The sequence below is a fragment of the Roseibium limicola genome (assembly GCF_017313085.1).
GTDB lineage: Bacteria > Pseudomonadota > Alphaproteobacteria > Rhizobiales > Stappiaceae > Roseibium > Roseibium limicola.
The window spans coordinates 353,451-372,249 of record NZ_JAFLNF010000004.1 but is presented as its reverse complement, the minus strand read 5'-3'; the positions used below and the strand labels follow the sequence as shown (position 1 = coordinate 372,249).

15 protein-coding genes are annotated in these 18,799 nt (G+C 59.6%); 11 read left to right on the top strand and 4 right to left on the bottom strand.

The window, feature by feature from the left end; translation table 11 throughout:
• Positions 1-81 precede the first annotated feature (81 nt).
• A complete protein-coding gene (locus J0X15_RS11575; RefSeq protein ID WP_206940811.1) occupies positions 82-957 on the top strand; it encodes a TIGR01459 family HAD-type hydrolase in 876 nt (291 codons plus the stop codon).
• A gap of 72 nt (positions 958-1,029) precedes the next feature.
• Here J0X15_RS11575 and J0X15_RS11570 read toward each other — a convergent pair whose 3' ends face one another.
• Together J0X15_RS11570 and J0X15_RS11565 are read right to left on the bottom strand one after the other, a co-directional pair.
• Positions 1,030-1,713 carry a chemotaxis protein gene (locus J0X15_RS11570; RefSeq protein ID WP_206940809.1) on the bottom strand — a complete coding sequence of 228 codons (684 nt, stop codon included), beginning with the start codon at positions 1,711-1,713 and terminating at the stop codon, positions 1,030-1,032.
• 176 nt (positions 1,714-1,889) lie between these two features.
• Positions 1,890-2,273, bottom strand: coding sequence for a response regulator (locus tag J0X15_RS11565; RefSeq protein WP_206940807.1), 384 nt, complete (start codon positions 2,271-2,273; stop codon positions 1,890-1,892).
• Positions 2,274-2,510: 237 nt separating this feature from the next.
• Here J0X15_RS11565 and J0X15_RS11560 point away from each other — a divergent pair, with 237 nt between their 5' ends.
• Positions 2,511-2,960, top strand: a complete 450-nt coding sequence (locus J0X15_RS11560; RefSeq protein WP_206940805.1) for a MaoC family dehydratase — start codon at positions 2,511-2,513, stop codon at positions 2,958-2,960.
• A gap of 241 nt (positions 2,961-3,201) precedes the next feature.
• Entirely contained in the window at positions 3,202-4,209 is a 1,008-nt protein-coding gene (locus tag J0X15_RS11555) for a bifunctional riboflavin kinase/FAD synthetase (protein ID WP_206941040.1), read from the top strand.
• Here the strand turns inward: J0X15_RS11555 and J0X15_RS11550 are convergent.
• Positions 4,152-5,405: a glycosyltransferase family 87 protein gene (locus J0X15_RS11550; protein WP_206940802.1), complete on the bottom strand. Its 1,254-nt coding sequence runs from the start codon at positions 5,403-5,405 to the stop codon at positions 4,152-4,154. The two genes, J0X15_RS11555 and J0X15_RS11550, sit on opposite strands and share 58 nt — an antisense overlap.
• Before the next feature lie 205 nt (positions 5,406-5,610).
• Here J0X15_RS11550 and J0X15_RS11545 point away from each other — a divergent pair, with 205 nt between their 5' ends.
• From J0X15_RS11545 to J0X15_RS11520, 6 genes are all read left to right on the top strand, one after another.
• Positions 5,611-6,597: a DMT family transporter gene (locus J0X15_RS11545; protein WP_231710378.1), complete on the top strand. Its 987-nt coding sequence runs from the start codon at positions 5,611-5,613 to the stop codon at positions 6,595-6,597.
• A gap of 300 nt (positions 6,598-6,897) precedes the next feature.
• Entirely contained in the window at positions 6,898-9,861 is a 2,964-nt protein-coding gene (gene ileS, locus J0X15_RS11540) for an isoleucine--tRNA ligase (protein WP_206940799.1), read from the top strand.
• Between the two features lie 37 nt (positions 9,862-9,898).
• A complete protein-coding gene (gene lspA, locus J0X15_RS11535; protein WP_206940797.1) occupies positions 9,899-10,438 on the top strand; it encodes a signal peptidase II in 540 nt (179 codons plus the stop codon).
• A gap of 107 nt (positions 10,439-10,545) precedes the next feature.
• The gene (locus tag J0X15_RS11530) at positions 10,546-11,289 is read left to right on the top strand and encodes a hypothetical protein (protein WP_206940794.1); all 744 of its coding nucleotides are present in this window, start codon (positions 10,546-10,548) and stop codon (positions 11,287-11,289) included.
• A 297-nt stretch (positions 11,290-11,586) separates the two neighbouring features.
• Positions 11,587-12,954, top strand: coding sequence for a M16 family metallopeptidase (locus J0X15_RS11525; RefSeq protein ID WP_408015342.1), 1,368 nt, complete (start codon positions 11,587-11,589; stop codon positions 12,952-12,954).
• A 66-nt stretch (positions 12,955-13,020) separates the two neighbouring features.
• Positions 13,021-14,355, top strand: a complete 1,335-nt coding sequence (locus J0X15_RS11520; protein WP_206940793.1) for a M16 family metallopeptidase — start codon at positions 13,021-13,023, stop codon at positions 14,353-14,355.
• Positions 14,356-14,486: 131 nt separating this feature from the next.
• Here the strand turns inward: J0X15_RS11520 and J0X15_RS11515 are convergent, their stop codons facing one another.
• Complete coding sequence (locus J0X15_RS11515) at positions 14,487-15,941, bottom strand: EAL domain-containing protein (RefSeq protein ID WP_209015264.1); 1,455 nt, start codon at positions 15,939-15,941, stop codon at positions 14,487-14,489.
• 358 nt (positions 15,942-16,299) lie between these two features.
• Between J0X15_RS11515 and J0X15_RS11510 the strand changes: the two genes are divergently transcribed.
• Together J0X15_RS11510 and J0X15_RS11505 are read left to right on the top strand one after the other, a co-directional pair.
• Positions 16,300-17,034, top strand: a complete 735-nt coding sequence (locus tag J0X15_RS11510) for a hypothetical protein (protein ID WP_206940789.1) — start codon at positions 16,300-16,302, stop codon at positions 17,032-17,034.
• Positions 17,035-17,252: 218 nt separating this feature from the next.
• Positions 17,253-18,755 carry a sigma-54 dependent transcriptional regulator gene (locus J0X15_RS11505; RefSeq protein WP_206940787.1) on the top strand — a complete coding sequence of 501 codons (1,503 nt, stop codon included), beginning with the start codon at positions 17,253-17,255 and terminating at the stop codon, positions 18,753-18,755.
• Positions 18,756-18,799 lie beyond the last annotated feature (44 nt).

Sequence of the window (18,799 nt, the reverse complement as noted above, 5' to 3'; positions counted from 1 at the left end):
CAGGGCTTCCTATATGGTCCAGCTCGGCGGGCCAATCGATTCCGTCCCATCTTATCAGATCCTCATGCCACCGAGTGACCTATGACGACCGCTTCTTCACCGCTTCTTGTGTCCGGCCTACGTGATATCGCTTCAGAATACGACGGTATTTTGAGTGATGTGTGGGGCGTCCTTCACAACGGCGTCTCCGCTTTCGAGAAGGCTCATGAAGCCTTGAGTGCTTATCGGGCGGAAACCGGCGGAGCTGTGGTCCTGATTACCAACGCACCGCGCCCCAACCCGCCGATTCGCGAGCAGCTGGCCAACCTCGGCGTTCCGCTGTCGGCTTATGATGACATCGTCACCTCGGGGGATGTGACACGTGAGCTTCTGGCCAAGCACCCCGGCTCCAAGCTGTTCCACCTCGGCCCCGACCGGGATCTGGCGCTTTACGAAGGTCTGGATGTCACGCTGACGTCAGAAGACGATGCCGATCTGATCGGATGCACCGGCCTGTTCCACGACGAAACAGAAACCCCGGACGACTACCGCGATCAGCTGGCCCGACTGGCCAAGCGCAAACTTCCGTTCGTTTGTGCCAATCCGGACATCGTGGTGGAACGCGGTGATCGTCTGATCTGGTGCGCCGGTGCTCTGGGGCGTTTGTATGAAGACCTCGGTGGTCCGCTAAGCATCGTCGGGAAGCCGCACAAGCCGATCTACGACAGTGCGCGCTCCCACCTGGCCAAGATTCGTGGCCGCACCGTTGAAGACGCCAAGATTCTGGCCGTTGGTGACGGCTTGCCCACTGATATTCGCGGCGCCGACAGCCAGGGGCTCGACGTTCTGTTCGTCACCGCCGGCATCCACGCAGCCGACTTCGGCCCCGCCGACACGCCAGACGAGGGTCTGATCCGCAGGCGTCTTTCGGAAGAAGGCCTCAGCGCCCGCGCCGCCATCCCGCGCCTGGCCTGGTAAGTCAGAACAAAAAAGGCCACCCAAGCGAGTGGCCTTTTGAATTCCAGACAGATGCTCACGCCGATCAGGCGGTCAGTCGAACAGCTTGTCGATATCGTCCTGGGAGCCGCTGCCATTCATCATGGCATCGATATCATCCTGGGAAACGCCTTCGCCGGCATGCTGCGGACCGTGAAGGATCTGCTCACGCTGACGGCGTTCTTCTTCAGTCTCTTCCGCCTGCACTTCCAAGCCTTCGGGAATGCGCAGCTGCTCGACAAAAGCGGAGACGCGCTCATCGATGTAATTGAGGGTCGCCACGACCTTGGAAATCCGCTGGCCTGTGATGTCCTGAAACGTACAGGCCTCGAAAATCCCGATCATCTTGTTGGAAACGAACTCCTGATAAGCGACCGGATCGCTGGTATCGGCGCTCATGATCTCTTCAGCCGCCTGCATGATCGTATCGGTAGCCGATTCGGTGGCCTCGACAATGGCATCCAGCTCGCGCCCCGCATCTGGGATCTTGCTGGTTTTCATGTCATTCGCCCGAAGCGACGTGATCTCGTTCTTCATCCGGCTGATTTCGCCCGCGATGAGCTGAAGCTCATGCGTCACACCCGGTTGAACGGCCGAGAGAACTTCATGCATCGAGCCGGACATGACTTCCGCAAGATGCATCACATCATTCAGCGATACATCGTCCGCGCCACGGTTCTTGTTTTCCTGCAGGAACTCAATCACGCGGGCCATGTTTTCGTTTGTCATTGCAGCCATGCCGACTACCCTTTTCTGGCAGTGAGATGGGGTCACAAGCCGTCGTCCCTACCAACGGCTACCATCCGGATATGCGTCCGGATCGACCGCACACGAGGTGCAGTGCTCTCCATCCTCTCGAAGATCAAAAGGCCAGGCCGCACTGGTGTTTTCCAGTGCGCTCTTAAACTGGCCGATTAATCAGCGAAGACCGCTTCGATCTTACCCTTGAGGGTCTGAGCATTGAACGGCTTCACGATGTAGTTGTTCACACCCGCCTTTTTCGCTGCAATCACGTTTTCGGTCTTGGACTCCGCCGTCACCATAATGAATGGCGTCTTGCTCAAACCGCTGTCCGCCCGAACCTGCTTCAGCAGTTCGTAGCCTGTCATCGGTTCCATGTTCCAATCGGAAATGACCAGGCCATAGCGGCGCTGTTTCATTTTTTCCAAAGCTTCCGTGCCATCAGCGGCATCGTCGATGTCTTCGAAACCGAGCTGCTTCAGCAGGTTACGAATGATACGGATCATCGTCTTGTAATCGTCGACGACCAGGACCGCCATCTGAAGATCAAGGGCCATTGTCTACTCCATACTGTCAAATCCGCGCGGCCCCGGCCGTGGGCCTTGGTAGCGCTTAATGACTTCAAAGGAGAGAGACACATAACGTGTCCTCGCCTCCCCACACTTTCGCCAAATTATCCCAAGCCCCTGAAAAGACCGTTAATGCGGAGATCTTTTGCTTCGTTTGGCCAATTGCCGCATTTCCTTCCCGGACCTAGCCTGCAGTCGGCGTCTGAACAGGAGAAAATCGGGACCATGCTTGAACTACAGAGCCTCTATTTCGAAGACTTGAAAGTTGGCATGCAAGAGACGCTGACGAAGGAAGTTCTCTCCAGTGATGTCATTGGTTTCGCTGAAGTATCAGGCGATCGAAACCCCATTCATCTGTCGGAGCACTTTGCCGCCAAGACCCCTTTCAAGACGCGAATCGCCCACGGCCTTTACACCGGCAGCCTGATCTCTGCAGTTCTGGGCACCCGGCTGCCCGGCCCCGGTGCCATCTATTTGTCCCAGACACTAAAATTTCTCGCGCCCGTGCATATTGGTGACAAGGTGGAAGTCAGCGTCGAAGTTCTGGAGCTGATCGACAAAGGCCATCGCGCCCGTTTGGGATGCCTGTGTCAGGTGGCAGGGCAGAACGTCCTGACCGGAGAGGCTCTGGTCAAGGTTCCCAGTCGCCGGGAAGCCGACAAGGCAAGAGACTGACCAAAGCCCGCTCCGACTGGATCTGAAGGAGGCTATAGAGAAATCCAACAGGATCGCTCAGGCAGCCATAGGCTGTGCCGAGCCTGAGTTTCGGGGATGGCAGTCTGCAAGAACACCATGCCTGCTTGACCTTTTCCCGCCAAGGCGGCAGTTTCGCCGCGACTTCCGGGGGCCGGAAGCACGGGAAACATGCCCCATGCTTCACTCTCCCGTTCCGACTGCCTGCTCTTCAGGGACCTCCATGCGCGCTTCGCCAAGCCCTTTCTTTTCTGTCATTCAGAACCTGTCTGCCTTTCCCGAAGCCCTGCAACGCGGCATCGTGGCCATCGGCAACTTCGATGGTGTACATCGTGGGCATAGGGCTGTGCTGGAAGCGGCTCTGGAACTGGGTCATACCCATGACCGTCCGGTCTATGCGATGACCTTCGAGCCGCATCCGCGCACGCTGTTCGTTCCAGAGGCCCCGGTGTTTCGACTGAGCCCTTCGGCCCAGAGAGCCGACCTGCTGCAGGCCGCCGGTCTGGACGGGGTGCTGGAACTGCCTTTCACGCGGGAGTTCGCCGGGATCGAAGCAGAAGACTTTGTCCGTTCGATCCTCATCGACACGCTGGGCATCACCCACGCGGTCACTGGATATGACTTCCACTTCGGCAAGGCGCGCAAGGGTACCCCGGCCTTTCTCTCCGAAGCAGGCGAGAGCCAGGGCTTCGGCGTGACACTCATCGAACCGCAGGGCGATGAAGGCGGACAGGTGATTTCATCCTCGCGCATCCGGACAGCTTTGGCCGAGGGAGATCTGGCGCTTGCCAATGGTTTGCTTGGCTACCGCTGGTTTGTCGACGCGCAGGTTCAGCACGGTGACAAGCGGGGCCGCGATCTCGGATATCCGACGGCCAACCTGCGACTGAGTGATGGGTGTCCGCTGAAGCAGGGTATCTATGCCGTTCGGGTCCGCGTTGACGACGTCTGGCACGATGGGGTCGCCAGCTTCGGCAGTCGCCCGACTTTCGACAATGGTGCGCCGCTTCTGGAAGTGCATCTGTTCGATATGAAGGCCGACCTCTACGGTAAGAGCTTACGGGTTCATCTGATCAGCTATTTACGCGGTGAACAGAAGTTCGACAGCGTCGACGCGCTGATTGCCCAGATGGATCAGGACAGCGCCGAGGCCCGAGCGGCACTTGCCTCGCTTCAGCCGTTGAGCGATCTGGACCTCGAGCTGATGCCTCCGGTGATCGACGGCGACTGATTTTTCCCGACCCCGGACCCCAGAACAATTCGCCGCAGCGGTATGGCGAGGAACACCAGGCAGGCAAGCGGTCCGAGCGGAATGCTGTACATTTCCCCCACGACACGTGAGATGGTTGCCAGCAACACTGTCAAGAACATCAGACCGTCTTCCCAATCGGCGGCCCCTTGTCGCTTTCTGCGTGCCATGAAAAACGCTATCGGAACGCAGAGAATGGCGAAGTCGTAACACAGCGCGAAAGGCGTCGCGAGCAAGCTGCCTGCCGTCAGAACGGCCACCTTGTCGGCAAAATCTACGCTACGCCTGTTCCATGTCCAGACCACCAGCGCCAAGACACTCAGACTGACGATCGCCTGCAGGCCATAGGCCAACCAGGTTGGCGCCCCCAGCATCCCAGCCCCGGCAGAGATCGAAATGAACTTGTGCAGGTCCACCAGCCCCTCGGCGACCACACCGCTGGCGAACTCGCGCTGTTCCCAGAAGGCCAGCCAAGCGTCGCCCCCCAGCACCAGGACCGACAGGCCAATGAGCAGCAGCGCACAGACCGAAGCGGAGGCAAATATGCGCCAGTGCCCTCCGGCAATCAGGGCGAAGGGGATCAGGATGCCGAGCTGCGGCTTGTAAATCAGCAGAGCAATGAAGAAGCCCGCCAAAATCTCTCGCCTGACAGCGAGCGCCGCCAAAGCAGCGCCGAGGAAGGCCGCACTCAACATACCGTTCTGACCGTAAACTGCGTTGGTCATGGTCAGCGGCAAGGCAGCAGCCAGAAGAAAACCGTAGCGGCTGCCCAGAATAGCGCTGAGGGAGGCGCCGGTGGCAATAATCGTGACGATCTGGAACGCGAAATAGGCTGCAACCCCACTCAGAACTCCAAGCGGCAGCAGATAAAGCAGAAAGACCGGCGGATAGAAGAATGAGTAGAACCGCCCTTCCCCGAGAGATTCCTGCTGCAGAAACGCAAAGTCCTTGATGACATAGGGAGTGACCGGATCTCCCTGCACGGCGGACTTGGCCGCGACCCAGAAACTCAGAAAATCATTGGTTGTCGCGCTCAGATCGGGCGTTGAAAGCTTCCCCGGGGCCAAGAACAAAAACACCAGCAGAAAGCAATAGGTGACGAGGGCCATGATGGCGGCCGGCAGAACGCGATCCCGCGTTGCCCAGGTTCCTCGTCGCGCATGTTGAATCCAGGACATTCCACCCTCTTCGTCTCATCCGCCGGTATCCTTGGCACAGAGAAGTTTCCGCTCTCTCAACTGTCACTTTTATCAGGCAGCAGGTATCGCAGGGACTGCGGCAGAATTCTCCACCGCACGGCTTGCACGGCAGAGGTGTCCGTGCGACCGAATTGAGACTGCCTTTTTCTTGCGGCCAGACACGGCCCAATCGCCGGATGCGCTCATGTCGGACCTGCCCAACACACCGATCACCACACCTCAGGCCACGCCACCGGCAACCCCGGTTCCGCCATTGCCGGGCAGCGCGCCCGGAAACGATGGCAATGACGGTGTTGCCGCCGTCGGCCTGATGGCGGCGGCCATGCTGATCCTGCCGATGATGGATATCGCAGCGAAGTATCTTTCGAGTTATATGCCGCCGCTGCAGGTGACCTTTGGGCGGTTTTTCTTTCAGCTTGTCGTTTGCGTCGTTTTCGCGGCTGTCACCGGGCAGTTCGCGCTGATCAAAAGCAAGCGGCCGGGTATCAACTTTCTGCGCGGCACGCTGCTGGCCATGGCATCGCTGATCTTTTTCACGGCGGTGAAGTTCATGCCGGTAACCACGGCGATGGCGATCTTCTTCGTCGAGCCGATGATCCTGACGATCCTCGCTGCAGTGGTGTTAAAAGAAAAATTCGGCATACGGCGGCTTGGTGCCATCCTGATCGGCCTCGTCGGCGCGATGATGATCCTGCGCCCAAGCTTCGCCGAGGTGGGGCTGGTGGCGCTTCTGCCGCTGGCAACCGCTTCTTGCTTTGCCTGTTATCTGCTGCTCAACCGCAAATATGCCGGGACGGACAACCTCCTGGCGATTCAGTTCAGCGCAGGGCTGGCCGGAACATTGATCCTGGGTACCCTGCTGCTGATCGGTTCTGTGAGCGGTGCCGAGGATTTCAGCTTTGTCGTTCCCTCCCTGCCCCACCTGGGGTTGGTCGCAGCGATCGGGGCGATTTCCTTCGTCGGGCATGGGCTCGTCGTGACGGCGTTCCAGAAGGGCGAGGCCGGCGTGCTGGCTCCCTTGCAATATCTGGAGATCGTCAGTGCGACGATCCTCGGCTACCTGATCTTCAGCGACTTCCCCGATGCGATGACCTGGGCGGGAATTGCCCTGATCATCACCGGCGGCGTCTACATAGCCCACCGGGAGCGCAAGCTGCAGCACAGTGGCTGACCGAGTTTGCCGCGCCACAGCCGCGTTAGCACTTTATTCGCGCGCCAAGGCCTGCTATGTGCAAACCCCATGACCCTTAGCTCTCAGGATCTGCGAGACCGCTTTGTGCTGATGTCCTTGCACCTTCTTCGCCGAATTATCGGCCCGGCCTTCGGCTGACGCGATCACCTCGCGGCGCCAAAGGACCGGGAGCCTTCCAGCTTTCACGAGGGCCATTTCCTAACAAACGGCCCGTTACAGTTTGACTGTCAGGACGCGCCCGAATAGCGCCGCGCGTCCTTCAAGCGGATCTACCGAACGATGACCGAATCCAAAGATACCCGTGACTATTCGCTCACGCTGAACCTACCCAAAACCGACTACCCGATGCGCGCCGGCTTGCCGAAAAAAGAGCCGGAGCTAATCAAGCGTTGGGAAGAAATGGAGCTTTACAAGAAGCTTCGCGAGCAGGGCAAAGGCCGCAAGAAATTCGTCCTGCACGATGGCCCTCCCTATGCCAACGGCAACATCCATATCGGCCACGCGCTGAACAAAACGCTGAAGGACATGGTCACTCGCTCGATGCAGATGACCGGTTGGGAAAGCAACTATGTTCCGGGCTGGGATTGCCACGGTCTGCCGATCGAATGGAAGATCGAGGAACAGTACCGCGCCAAGGGCAAGAACAAGGACGAAGTGCCGATCAACGAATTCCGTCAGGAATGCCGCGACTTCGCCGAGCATTGGATCGGGGTCCAGAAGTCAGAGTTCAAACGGCTCGGCATCGAGGGCGACTGGGATAGTCCTTATCTGACGATGCGCTTTGAAAGCGAAGCGGTCATCGCCAACGAGCTGATGAAGTTCGCCACCTCCGGCCAGCTTTATCGCGGTTCCAAGCCGGTGATGTGGTCCGTCGTGGAAAAGACCGCGCTGGCCGAAGCCGAGATCGAGTATCACGAGCATCAGTCCGACCAGATCTGGGTGAAGTTCCCGGTGACCGGTGCCGGTGGCTCAGACGCGACAGCCGTCGAACAACTGATGGACGCTTCCGTCGTCATCTGGACGACCACCCCCTGGACCATGCCGGGCAACCGCGCCGTCTGTTTCTCGCCGCGCATTTCCTATGGCCTGTATGAAGTCACTCAGGAAGGTCTGCCGGATGATAACTGGGTGCAGACCGGCGACACACTGTTGCTGGCCGATGCTCTCGTCGCCGACGTTTTCAAGAATGCCCGCATCGAGGATTTCAAGCTGGTCCGTGCCGTGACGGCCGACGAACTGGCTTCGCTGACCCTGGCCCATCCGTTTGCCGAACTGGATCTCGGCGGCTACCAGTTCGAGGTGCCGCTGCTGGCCGGCGATCATGTGACCGATGAAGCCGGTACGGGGTTCGTGCACACGGCACCGGGCCACGGCGTCGATGACTTTGAAGTCTGGATGTCCAACGCCAAGGAACTGGAAGCCCGCGGCATCAACACCGCGATCCCCTTTACCGTTGCCGATGACGGTTTTTACACCAAGGATGCTCCCGGGTTCGACGGCGCCCAGGTGATCACCCACAAGGGTGAAAAAGGCAAGGCCAACAAGGTCTCCATCGAATATCTGAAGCAGGCAGGCAATTTGATCGGTCTGGGGCGCCTGAAGCACCAGTATCCGCATTCCTGGCGTTCCAAGAAGCCGATCATCTTCCGCAACACGCCGCAATGGTTCGTTTACATGGACCGCGATCTCGGTGCGGAAGGCGACACACTGCGGGGCCGCGCGCTGAAAGCCATCGACGACACGCGTTTCGTGCCGGGGTCCGGCCAGAAGCGTCTGCGCTCAATGATCGAGAACCGCCCGGACTGGGTGCTGTCGCGACAACGAGCCTGGGGCGTGCCGATCAGCGTCTTCATCAACAAGGACACCTCCGAGGTGTTGAAAGATGAAGGCGTCAACGCCCGTATCTTTGAAGCCTTCAAGGCAGAGGGCGCCGACGCCTGGTATGCGGAAGGCGCGAAAGAGCGTTTCCTCGGTACGGACTACAACCCGGACGAATGGGATATGGTCCGTGACATCCTGGATGTCTGGTTCGACAGCGGCTCCACCCATGCCTTCTGCCTGGAGCAGCGTGACGACCTGAACCCGAAACGTCAGGGCGTCGGCGGCGGCGACTATGTGCTTTATCTGGAAGGCTCCGATCAGCACCGCGGCTGGTTCCACTCCTCCCTGCTGGAGAGCTGTGGCACCCGTGGCCATGCACCATATGACGCGGTGTTGACCCACGGCTTCACCATGGCCGAGGATGGACGCAAGATGTCCAAGTCCCTCGGCAACCAAACGTTCCCGCAGGACATCATCAAGCAATATGGCGCCGATATCCTGCGTCTCTGGGTAGCCTCTGGCGATTATTCTGAAGACCAGCGCATCGGTCCGGAAATCATCAAGACCTCCGTCGACAGCTACCGCAAGCTGCGCAACACCCTGCGCTGGATGCTGGGTTCGCTCGCCCACGCGACCGGCGAGGAAGTCGCGCTGGCGGACATGCCGGAGCTGGAACGTCTGATGCTGCACCGGTTGGTGGAGCTGGACGATCTGGTGCGCAAGGCCTATTGGGACTTCGACTACAAGCGGGTGTTCCATCACCTCTTCACGTTCCTGACCGTGGATCTGTCGGCCTTCTACTTCGACATCCGCAAGGACGCGCTTTATTGCGATGGCAAGTCCTCGGTGCGCCGCAAGGCATCGCTCTACGTGATCGAACAGCTGTTCAAGTGCCTGGTCACCTGGATGGCTCCGCTGTTGCCCTTCACCATGGAAGAGACCTGGGTATCGCGCTTCGGCGAAGACACCTCTGTGCATCTGCAGCAGTTCCCGGATGTTCCGGCAGCCTGGAAGGATGCGGCTCTCGCCACCAAGTGGGAGAAGATCCGTGCGGTCCGTCGTGTGGTGACCGGGGCCCTGGAAATCGAGCGCCGGGAAAAGCGCATCGGCTCCTCCCTGGAAGCGCACCCGGTGGTGCATGTGACGGACGTAGACCTGCTGGAAGCGATTTCCGGCAAGGACATGGCCGACATCGCCATCACCAGCCAGATCACCATCACCGATGCACCAGCACCGGAAGGGGCCTTTACCCTGGAAGATACGCCGGGTGTGGCCGTGGTGCCGGGTCTGGCCGAAGGTCAGAAGTGCGCACGCTCCTGGAAAATCCTGCCGGACGTCGGCTCTGACCCAGACTATCCGGATGTCACCCCACGCGATGCAGAAGCCCTGCGTGAATGGGATGCGGATGATCAGGCAGCCTGAGCCATCGATGGGCTCCGGACACAGGGACGGATAACGAATGAGTGAAACAGGCGTGCCGATTACCGGTGGAAGCTTTTCCCGACGCTGGCTCTGGGGCTCCCAGAGCCAGCTGGTCGCCTGGATCACGCTGGTGGGACTGGTCCTCGATCAGGCCAGCAAGCTCTGGGTGCTGTTCGGAGCGCAGATGACCGTGATGGACCGGGTGCCCGTGCTACCGGTTCTCGACATGGTTCTGGTGTGGAACCGTGGTATTTCCTATGGTCTTCTGCAGCAGGACAGTGATCTCGGGCGTTGGCTTCTGGCCGGCTTCACCCTTGTGGTGGCCGTCGGCCTTTGGGTCTGGAGCGTCCGCAGCGTGCAAAAGCTTGTGGTGATCAGCCTGGCACTGATCCTTGGGGGGGCGCTGGGCAACGGCATCGACCGGCTGGCCTATGGCGCGGTTGTCGACTTCGTTCACTTCCATATCGGCGACTTCTCCTGGTACGTCTTCAATCTTGCTGACGTCTGGATCGTTGCCGGGGTGGCGGGTCTCCTGTATGACAGTTTCAGGGGCGGTCCTAATTCAGCCGCAAAATGAAGTTTTATAACTGCTTTCTCCCGTCAGGCCCTTAGCGCTTGGACAGGTGAGACGGCCAACGTAGGGTCGACGCAGTGACACAAAGGGATTTTGGGGTGCAGCGGACTATGGCGCAGCGGACGACGACGGGTTTCCTTCGACAGGCTGGACTGATTGTGGCAGCGGCCTTTCTGCTGGCTGCATGCCAAGCCGCCGATGGAACGTCTCAGGCCCCGGATACGGCCCTGATGAACAGCATCATGAGCGGTATGGGGGCTGTTGACCCGCGCGCAAAGCAAATCGAATACAAGCCGCGTGCTCCGCTGGCCATGCCGGCCAACGCAACCAACCTGCCGCAACCAGAAACGGCCGTCGCCGGCACGGCGTCGCCGGAATGGCCCCAGGGCCAGCAGAATGAATCGCTCGAACGCGTGCGCGCCGTCTATGCTGAGAACGATCCGATGCAACGTGAGCGGCTGGGCAAGAAGCTGACCCCGGCTCAGATGCGTGGCATCAACGTGCGCAGCAACCGCGAGCGCGACATCGCCGCCGAGAACCGCGACGAAGAAATCATCTCCGGTGGCCTACTGACAACGACCGAGCAGAAGGCCATCAATGCCAACGCCATCGACAGCGCGGAAAGCCTGCGCCGGGGCGAGCCGGACACAACCCGCAGCAAGCTGGCCACTCGCCGCTTTCTGACCGAACCGCCGAGCTCCTACTCCACTCCAGCTGCCGGGGCGGCCCTGCCTGAAGCAGTGAAGGAAGAGAAGAAGCCGACAAACTACGACCCCTACAGCTCGGCTCCGCTCGACATGCGTTGTCTGGAAGGTGGCGGAAGCGGCAACGATCGCGACTGCCGTCGCAACTGATCGGCCTGACATCACGACAGTCCCAAACCCGGCCCCAGTGGCCGGGTTTTTTGTTGGTCACCACGCTTTGAGAAAGTCCGTTCAAGCTCTTGTCGGACGGCAAACATGACCGATCTTTAACGGGTATTCACTGCTCGGCCCCTATAGCTTGTCGCCACCCGGTTCGAACCTCGGCTGCCTTGCGCATCACCGGGTAAAGACCAACAAAAGATGGAGATCGATGTGTTGCCCACCCCTTTGAGGAACCTCCGGCCGACCTGGACGCATCTGGCCTGCGCCGCGATGATCACCGGCCTGATGGCAACAACCGCCGTCGTCCCGACCGCCCGCGCCGAGAGTGTGGCCCCACCGGCCCCGGCTGCCGAGCTTTTCGCCCCAAATCTCACCGATTTCACTCTCGACAATGGCCTCGAGGTCGTCGTCATTCCCGATCATCGCGCGCCGGTCGTCACCCATATGATCTGGTACAAGGCCGGCAGTGCCGATGAGCCGGAAGGTCAGTCGGGTGTTGCACACTTTCTCGAACATCTGATGTTCAAGGGCACCAAGGACCATCCGGACGGCGAGTTTTCGAAGACGGTCGCCGAGTTGGGTGGTCAGGAGAATGCCTTCACCACCTCCGACTACACCGGTTATTTCCAACGCGTCGCCAAGGAGCATCTGCCCCTGATGATGGAACTGGAAGCGGACCGGATGGAAAATCTGGTGCTCACCGACGAAGTCGTGAAACCCGAGCAGCAGGTGGTTCTGGAAGAACGCAGGATGCGCGTCGACAGCGAGCCTTCGTCGCGCCTGCGCGAGGCCCTGACAGCCATGCTATACGTCAACCATCCTTATGGCTCACCGGTCATCGGCTGGCAGAGCGAAATCGAGGCCCTGAACAAGGACTCGGCCATCTCCTTCTATGACCGGTTCTACACGCCCAACAACGCGGTCGTCGTCATCGCTGGTGACGTTGAGCCGGAGGACGTCAAGGCCCTGGCGGAAAAGACCTATGGCAAGGTGGAACGTCGGGCTGAGCCGGGGGCACGGATGCGCCCGCAAGAGCCAACGCTTCCCGGCGAGCGCCGGATCAGCATGTCTGACCCCCGCGTCACGCAGGAATCCATCAGCATGAACTACATCGTGCCCAGCGACGGCACAGGCGAAGCCCTGGAGCCCGAAGCACTGGACCTGCTGTCCTACATTCTGGGCGACGGTCCGACCAGCCGACTGCACAAGAGCGCCGTCCTCGACAAGAAGATTGCCATCGGAGCCGGTGCCTACTACCAGAGCGGCAGCCTGGATGACGGGCGTTTCGGTCTTTATGCCAGCCCAGCCCCCGGTCACGATCTGGCCGAGATGGAAGCCCTGCTGAAGAGCGAACTTCAGTCGATACTGGACAACGGCGTGACTGAGGAAGAGCTGGCCAAGGCCAAGCAGAGCCTTGTTGCCCAGGCCATCTTCGCACAGGACAGCCAGCAATCCCTGGCCCGCATCTTCGGCGCTGCCCTGACCACCGGACAGACCGTCAAGGACGTTCAGACCTGGCCACAGCGGATTTCGGAAGTCGATGCCGGGATGCTGCAGGATGTGGCGCGCAAGTATCTTTCGGGCCCAGCCGTCACAGGGCTTCTGACCAAACCTGAGGCTCCCACGGCCACCTCTGAGGACAAGCAGGGATAGCGCAACGCGCAAACCGAACGCCTACCTGAGCCACATTTTACAATTCGGCAGCCTGAGGAGCACTCCATGTCTGTCACTGCATTTTTGAAACCCCTGGTCACCGCCACCGCCTTTCTCGGCGCGGCCCTGAGCACTGCGCAAGCGGTGGAGATCCAGAAAGTCACAAGCCCCGGCGGCATCGAAGCCTGGCTGGTGGAAGATCACACCATTCCTCTGATCGCCATGAACTTCTCCTTCGAGGGAGGGGCAGCACAAGACCCGGAAGACAAGCAGGGCCTTACACGCTTGCTTGCCGCCACCCTGGATGAGGGCGCTGGCGACCTGTCTTCGCAGGCGTTTCAGGCGCGGCTGGAAGAGCTTTCCGTCACCCTGCGCTACGACACCGGCAAGGACTATTTCTACGGTACATTGCGGACGCTAACCGCGAACCGGGACGAGGCCTTCAATCTGGCCGAAATGTCGCTCAACAAGCCGCGCTTTGACGAAGAGCCCGTACAGCGGATGAAGACACAGTTCATCGCCGGCATTCGCCAATCAGAGCAAGACCCGAGCGAAAAGGCCTCTGATCTGCTGTACTCCAGCCTGCTGGGAGACCACCCCTACACCTGGAAGACGGAAGGCACGGTGGAGAGCCAAGGCTCTCTGACGCCGGATGATCTGCGCACTCAATATCAGAAGCTTCTGGCCAAGGACGGAGTGACCATTGGCGTCGTGGGCGACATTGACGCCGCAACGTTGGCCCCGGCGCTCGACAAGATCTTTGGCGGACTGCCAGAGAAAGCCGATCTGACGCCGGTTGCGGATCTGATTGTCAGCTCCGGCAAGACGGTTTCGGCAGAGATGAACGTGCCGCAGACGCAGATCCTCTTCGGTCTGCCGGGCATCATGCGCGACGACCCGGACTATCAGGCAGCCTATGTAATGAACCACATTCTCGGCGGCGGCTCGTTTACCTCGTGGCTGTATGAAGAGGTGCGCGAGAAACGCGGCCTGACCTACGGCGTCGGCACCTCGCTGGCACCTTATAATGCCGGAGGCCTGATGATCGGCTCTGCAGCAACGCGCGCCGACAAGGCGGACGAGAGCGTTCAGGTGATCCAGGAACAATTCAAGCGCATGACCGAGCAAGGGCCGACCCAAGCCGAGCTGGACAGCGCCAAGAAGTACCTCACCGGCTCCTATGCCCTGCGCTTCGACAGTTCGGCCAAGATTGCCCGACAGCTCGTCGCCTTGCAAAATGCAGACCTCGGCATCGACTACTTCGAGCGACGCAATGCGGAAATCGAAGCGGTGACCCTGGACGACGTCAAGAAGGCCGCTCAACGCCTGCTGGGTGACAAGACACCAACCATCGCACTGGTGGGCCCGAAGATGACGAAGAAAGACGCTTCCGGCGGCTGAGAGCGCTGCCAGAACGCCCTGCCCCAAGACTGAAGAAGCCGCCCTTTCCTGATGCGAAAGGGCGGCTTCTTGTTTGTTTATACGCGTTTCGGATTTCTGAAGATCTTACAGGCCGGCCAAGCCAGCACTTATCAGCTGGCGGCTGCGCGTGGACGATTGGCGGCGACACGGCCATCGCGGCGCCCCTCCTGGGCGGCGGCGGGTGCCGGTGCGCCCTGCAGAACCTCAGCTCGCACCGGACGTGGCGGCGAGAAGAGATTGCCCTGCGCCAGGCTGACATCCAGGTCGAGCAGCTCCAGCACCTGGGACTCGGTTTCCACATGATCAGGGATCAACACGATGCCGTAGCGATGCAGAAGATCGCCGAAATCGGACGGATGTATATGGCCATGGCTGGCCTGACGTCGGCCAATCAGAAAATCACAGTGCAACTTGGCATATTTGAAGCCGCGTTGTGCCAGAGACTTGAAGTCCATCTTCATGTCCGTGATGCCGTCGATGGAGAATTTGAAGCCGAGTTCGGCCAGAGCACTGAGGCTCTCCAGTTCCATCACCCCCATCTGGGCCACATCTTCCTGAGTGAATTCGAACACCAGAACGTCGGCAAAAGTCCGATTGGCCTTCACGAAATCCAGAAAGCCCGGGAAGAAGGTCTCGTCGACCAACGACAGAGACGACAGATTACAGAACATCGCCGTGCTGCGACTGCGCGACGTCAAACGCCGGATGACCTGAACCGAGCGGAACAGCAGCATGTTGTCGATGCGCGCAATACGGCCCGAACGAATGGCCTCCGGCAGGAACACCTTGGCTTCCAGAAGCTCACCCTGACTGTCGCGAAGGCGGGTGTAGGCCTCATAATATTTCACCTGACGTTGAGGCAGGCTAACGATCGGCTGCAAGTGCAGTTCAACCCGATTGTTGTTCAACGCCGCGTTGATGATTTCGCGCATTGCCGGATCGCCGTTCGACTGCTGCGTCTGGTCCCATTCAGCCGCTTGTGCCGGAAGCTGGTCATATCGACTTTTCTGAGCGCTGCCCGATGGCGGCACTGGCCGTTCATCCGCATAAACATGCGGCTGCTGAAGCGGCTGATGTTGAGGTGCCGCCGGGACTGGCTCCGACCCAGGCTGCATGCCATGAGAAGCAGGGGAATACGCAGGCACGTCCTGCTCACCATAATGCGGCAGGCCATGCTGCTGTGGCGGCGGCATGATGGCGTGCTGGTCCTCCACGCGAGCTTCAAGATCGGACATGGCCTCGGCCATCTGCTTGACCAGCGAGCCAAGCACTTCGACCTCTGCGAACAGCGGGTCGATCTCCATTCGGGTCCGATGAGGAATGTTGCTTTCCATTCCCGTCAACCGACCTTCCAGGTTCCCGACATCTTCATCGATATCAGAAATCCGGTCTTCCAGGCGGTCGACCACATCGCTCAGAGCGCCACGATCCCGCGCACGGGTGAAAAGCACATGCAGAAGGATCATGGTGCACATGAACGCCAGCGACAAGGACACAGCCTCTCCCACCGGCCGCCCCAACTGGAACACCAGAACGGCGGCAGCCGACGCGGAAATGACGGCCATGCAAATCGCTATGAAAATGGTCGCGGTGCGCCCCATGTTCGCGGTGTGCTCTCTACTCGAATCACAAATTGAGCGTTAATCATGCCTTAATCTTTTGGCGCTTCCGACCCCCAGTACCCGACAGGATTGTGAATCCGTCGTTTGTCCCCCGTAAAGAAAGCATGGAAGAGCGACCTGATCTTCAAAGATGGGGCAAAACCTGGCGAAAAAACTTAAGTGCTTTCCCGTATTTATTGAGAAAACTTCCATATTCAGACAAATACCGTTGCGTGAAAGTCCCGTTTTTGTCTAGTTCTTGACCCAGGAGATGTGGATCTTTGCTCAAGCGAAGAATGTAAACGGGAGACTTCAGAGTTTGGTGCCGAGCGGAGAAACTATCGAGGCTGACCATGACCAGGTCGCCCCTCATCTGGAGACACCAGCGCCTCCCCCGCCTGCCAGTGCAGCTGCGATTGGCAAGCCTCCGAGCGATTGGGATATCAAGAACGCGCTGATCAGCGTCTTGCAGAGCGACGAGTTTTCCGGCGTCCCCCAGTTGCGCACTCTCCTGTCCTACATCGTCAAGGCGACCCTCGAAGAGCGCACCCACGACTTGAAAGGCTACACGATTGCCGTGGAAGCGTTGGGACGGAACGAGGATTTCGATCCTGTCACAAATCCCATCGTCCGGGTTGAAGCGTCTCGCCTGCGTCGGCGACTGGCGGCCTATTATAGCGGCCCAGGTTCAACCGACCCTGTTCGCATTACCATCCCCAAGGGGACATATGTGCCCAGGTTCGAAGTGCTGTCTCTCGCGTCGCCTGAGCTTGAGATGCCTGAGCCAGAGGCTCCAGAAACCCTCGATGCCTCACAGACAGCAGACTCACGCCCCGCTTCCGAACCGGTAATTGCAGCTCTAGACGCACCTTCGACACTCAAGCTGACAGACCCCGCCAGGACCGAGACCTCCGCTCTCGACGCCGCAACTGCATCCGTTGAACAGGATGGCGCCAGCTCTTTTTTCACTCGCAATGCCAGGTACTTGAAGATTATCAGCTACGGCGGCGCGCTTTGCCTCGCCTATCTGGCAGGTTTTTTCACCGCCTCTTTCTGACTGCAAAAACTCGAGTCGATCACAGATTGTGCGAGCATTTGCCTCGACAATCGCCTGATTGACCTGTCGGACTTGCCCGCATCAGGTCCACTAATCCCCTGAAGGGCCTCGCAAGTTTCAACAAGTACAACGCTTTGTTTACCCTGTTCCGCGATTGTGGGTTTGCCGGCGTATACCGCCAAGGCGACGAGCAGTTCACGAGAAGGGGACGCCCAGCAATGGGAAGTAATGAGGGCAACACCAAGCCCGTAGCAGTACGTGTTCTTGATTCTTCCGCTTCCGAGGCAGCCAGGACGGCAGCAGTCTGCGCCAAACTTGCAGCCTCCTGCGAAGATCCGGCGCTTTACACGGATGCCACCGTCTGTCTCAACGAACTTTCCAAGATCAACACCGACGTTCTGGTTGTCGATCTGGAGACCGTTGGTGGAGACGATGGACTGGAAGCATTCGCAGTGCGCTGCCCAACCTCCGTCATCATCGCCGTTTCGTCGCAGGGCTCGGTATCGCGAGCCGTCAATGCGATGCGATGCGGCGCACATGATTTCCTGACCAAGCCATTCTCGCTGGATGCACTTGCATCCAAGATCTCCTTCCAGCTGGATCAGCGCCGACCGATCGTCGTGCGCGCTCCCGAAAAGCCGTTTGCCAACGAAGGCACCAACTGCATCACCTCACCCCGTGATGTGAGTGCGCAATCTGCCGCGCAGCAGCCGGTTCATTCGAGCCGTGGCCTTGACCAGCTGATCGGCACATCCAGCGCCATGCGCGATGTCTATGACAAGATCCGCCGCATGGCCCCCTCCCAGGCTCCGGTGTTCATCACCGGAGAATCCGGGACTGGCAAGGAGCTGTGCGCAACCGCCATTCATTCCTTGTCCGACCGCAAGGATGCGCCTTTCATCGCCCTGAACTGCGCCGCGATTCCACGTGACCTGATCGAGAGCGAGATTTTCGGTCATGTCCGCGGTGCCTTTACCGGCGCAACGGACTCGCGCATCGGTGCAGCCGATCAGGCAGATGGCGGAACGCTGTTTCTCGACGAAATCGGCGAGATGGATCTGCTGTTGCAAAGCAAGCTGCTGCGCTTCCTGCAGACAGGCACTTTCCAGCGGCTCGGCGACAATGTCACCCGCAAGGTCGATGCGCGCATCATCTGCGCGACCAACCGGAACCCGCTCGAGGAAATCGCTGCCGGACGCTTCCGGGAGGACCTCTATTACCGGCTGCATGTGTTGCCGGTGCAGCTTCCTTCCCTGCGCGAACGCCGCGAGGACATCCTGATCCTCGCCGAGAGCTTCCTGCACCGATATGCCCGTGAAGAAGGCCGCTCATTCAAGGGGTTCGATGCGGATGCCGAAGCTGCCATGGCAAGCTATCCATGGCCCGGCAACGTCCGTCAGCTGGAAAACACCATACGCCAGATCGTGGTCATGAACGATGGGCAGGCCATCACCCATTCCATGCTGCCGCTGCTGATCCGCGACCCTTCGCGACGCCAGACCCCAACGTCCGTGGTGGATTTCTCCCGCGAGCGGGCTCGAAACATCGCGCCGGCACGGCCCTTTGGCAGCATCGAGCCGCTTTGGGCCCAGGAACGCCGGATCATCGAGGATGCCCTCGACGCTTTCGACGGCAACATCTCCATGGCGGCGGCGGCGCTGGAAATCAGTCCATCGACGATTTACCGCAAGCGACAGACCTGGAGCGAGAAAGGCTGTTAACCGGCTGAACGTTTACCAGGAATCGCCGCTTTTTCGCCATGTTT

Coding starts and splice junctions, on each gene's coding strand:
- J0X15_RS11575 (WP_206940811.1), top strand. CDS start 82: ATGACGACCGCTTCTTCACCGCTTCTTGTGTCCGGCCTACGTGATATC.
- J0X15_RS11505 (WP_206940787.1), top strand. CDS start 17,253: ATGGGAAGTAATGAGGGCAACACCAAGCCCGTAGCAGTACGTGTTCTT.
- J0X15_RS11520 (WP_206940793.1), top strand. CDS start 13,021: ATGTCTGTCACTGCATTTTTGAAACCCCTGGTCACCGCCACCGCCTTT.
- J0X15_RS11560 (WP_206940805.1), top strand. CDS start 2,511: ATGCTTGAACTACAGAGCCTCTATTTCGAAGACTTGAAAGTTGGCATG.
- J0X15_RS11550 (WP_206940802.1), bottom strand. CDS start 5,405: ATGTCCTGGATTCAACATGCGCGACGAGGAACCTGGGCAACGCGGGAT.
- J0X15_RS11530 (WP_206940794.1), top strand. CDS start 10,546: ATGGCGCAGCGGACGACGACGGGTTTCCTTCGACAGGCTGGACTGATT.
- J0X15_RS11570 (WP_206940809.1), bottom strand. CDS start 1,713: ATGGCTGCAATGACAAACGAAAACATGGCCCGCGTGATTGAGTTCCTG.
- lspA (WP_206940797.1), top strand. CDS start 9,899: ATGAGTGAAACAGGCGTGCCGATTACCGGTGGAAGCTTTTCCCGACGC.
- J0X15_RS11545 (WP_231710378.1), top strand. CDS start 5,611: ATGTCGGACCTGCCCAACACACCGATCACCACACCTCAGGCCACGCCA.
- J0X15_RS11555 (WP_206941040.1), top strand. CDS start 3,202: ATGCGCGCTTCGCCAAGCCCTTTCTTTTCTGTCATTCAGAACCTGTCT.
- J0X15_RS11565 (WP_206940807.1), bottom strand. CDS start 2,273: ATGGCCCTTGATCTTCAGATGGCGGTCCTGGTCGTCGACGATTACAAG.
- J0X15_RS11515 (WP_209015264.1), bottom strand. CDS start 15,941: ATGGCCGTCATTTCCGCGTCGGCTGCCGCCGTTCTGGTGTTCCAGTTG.
- J0X15_RS11525 (WP_408015342.1), top strand. CDS start 11,587: ATGGCAACAACCGCCGTCGTCCCGACCGCCCGCGCCGAGAGTGTGGCC.
- ileS (WP_206940799.1), top strand. CDS start 6,898: ATGACCGAATCCAAAGATACCCGTGACTATTCGCTCACGCTGAACCTA.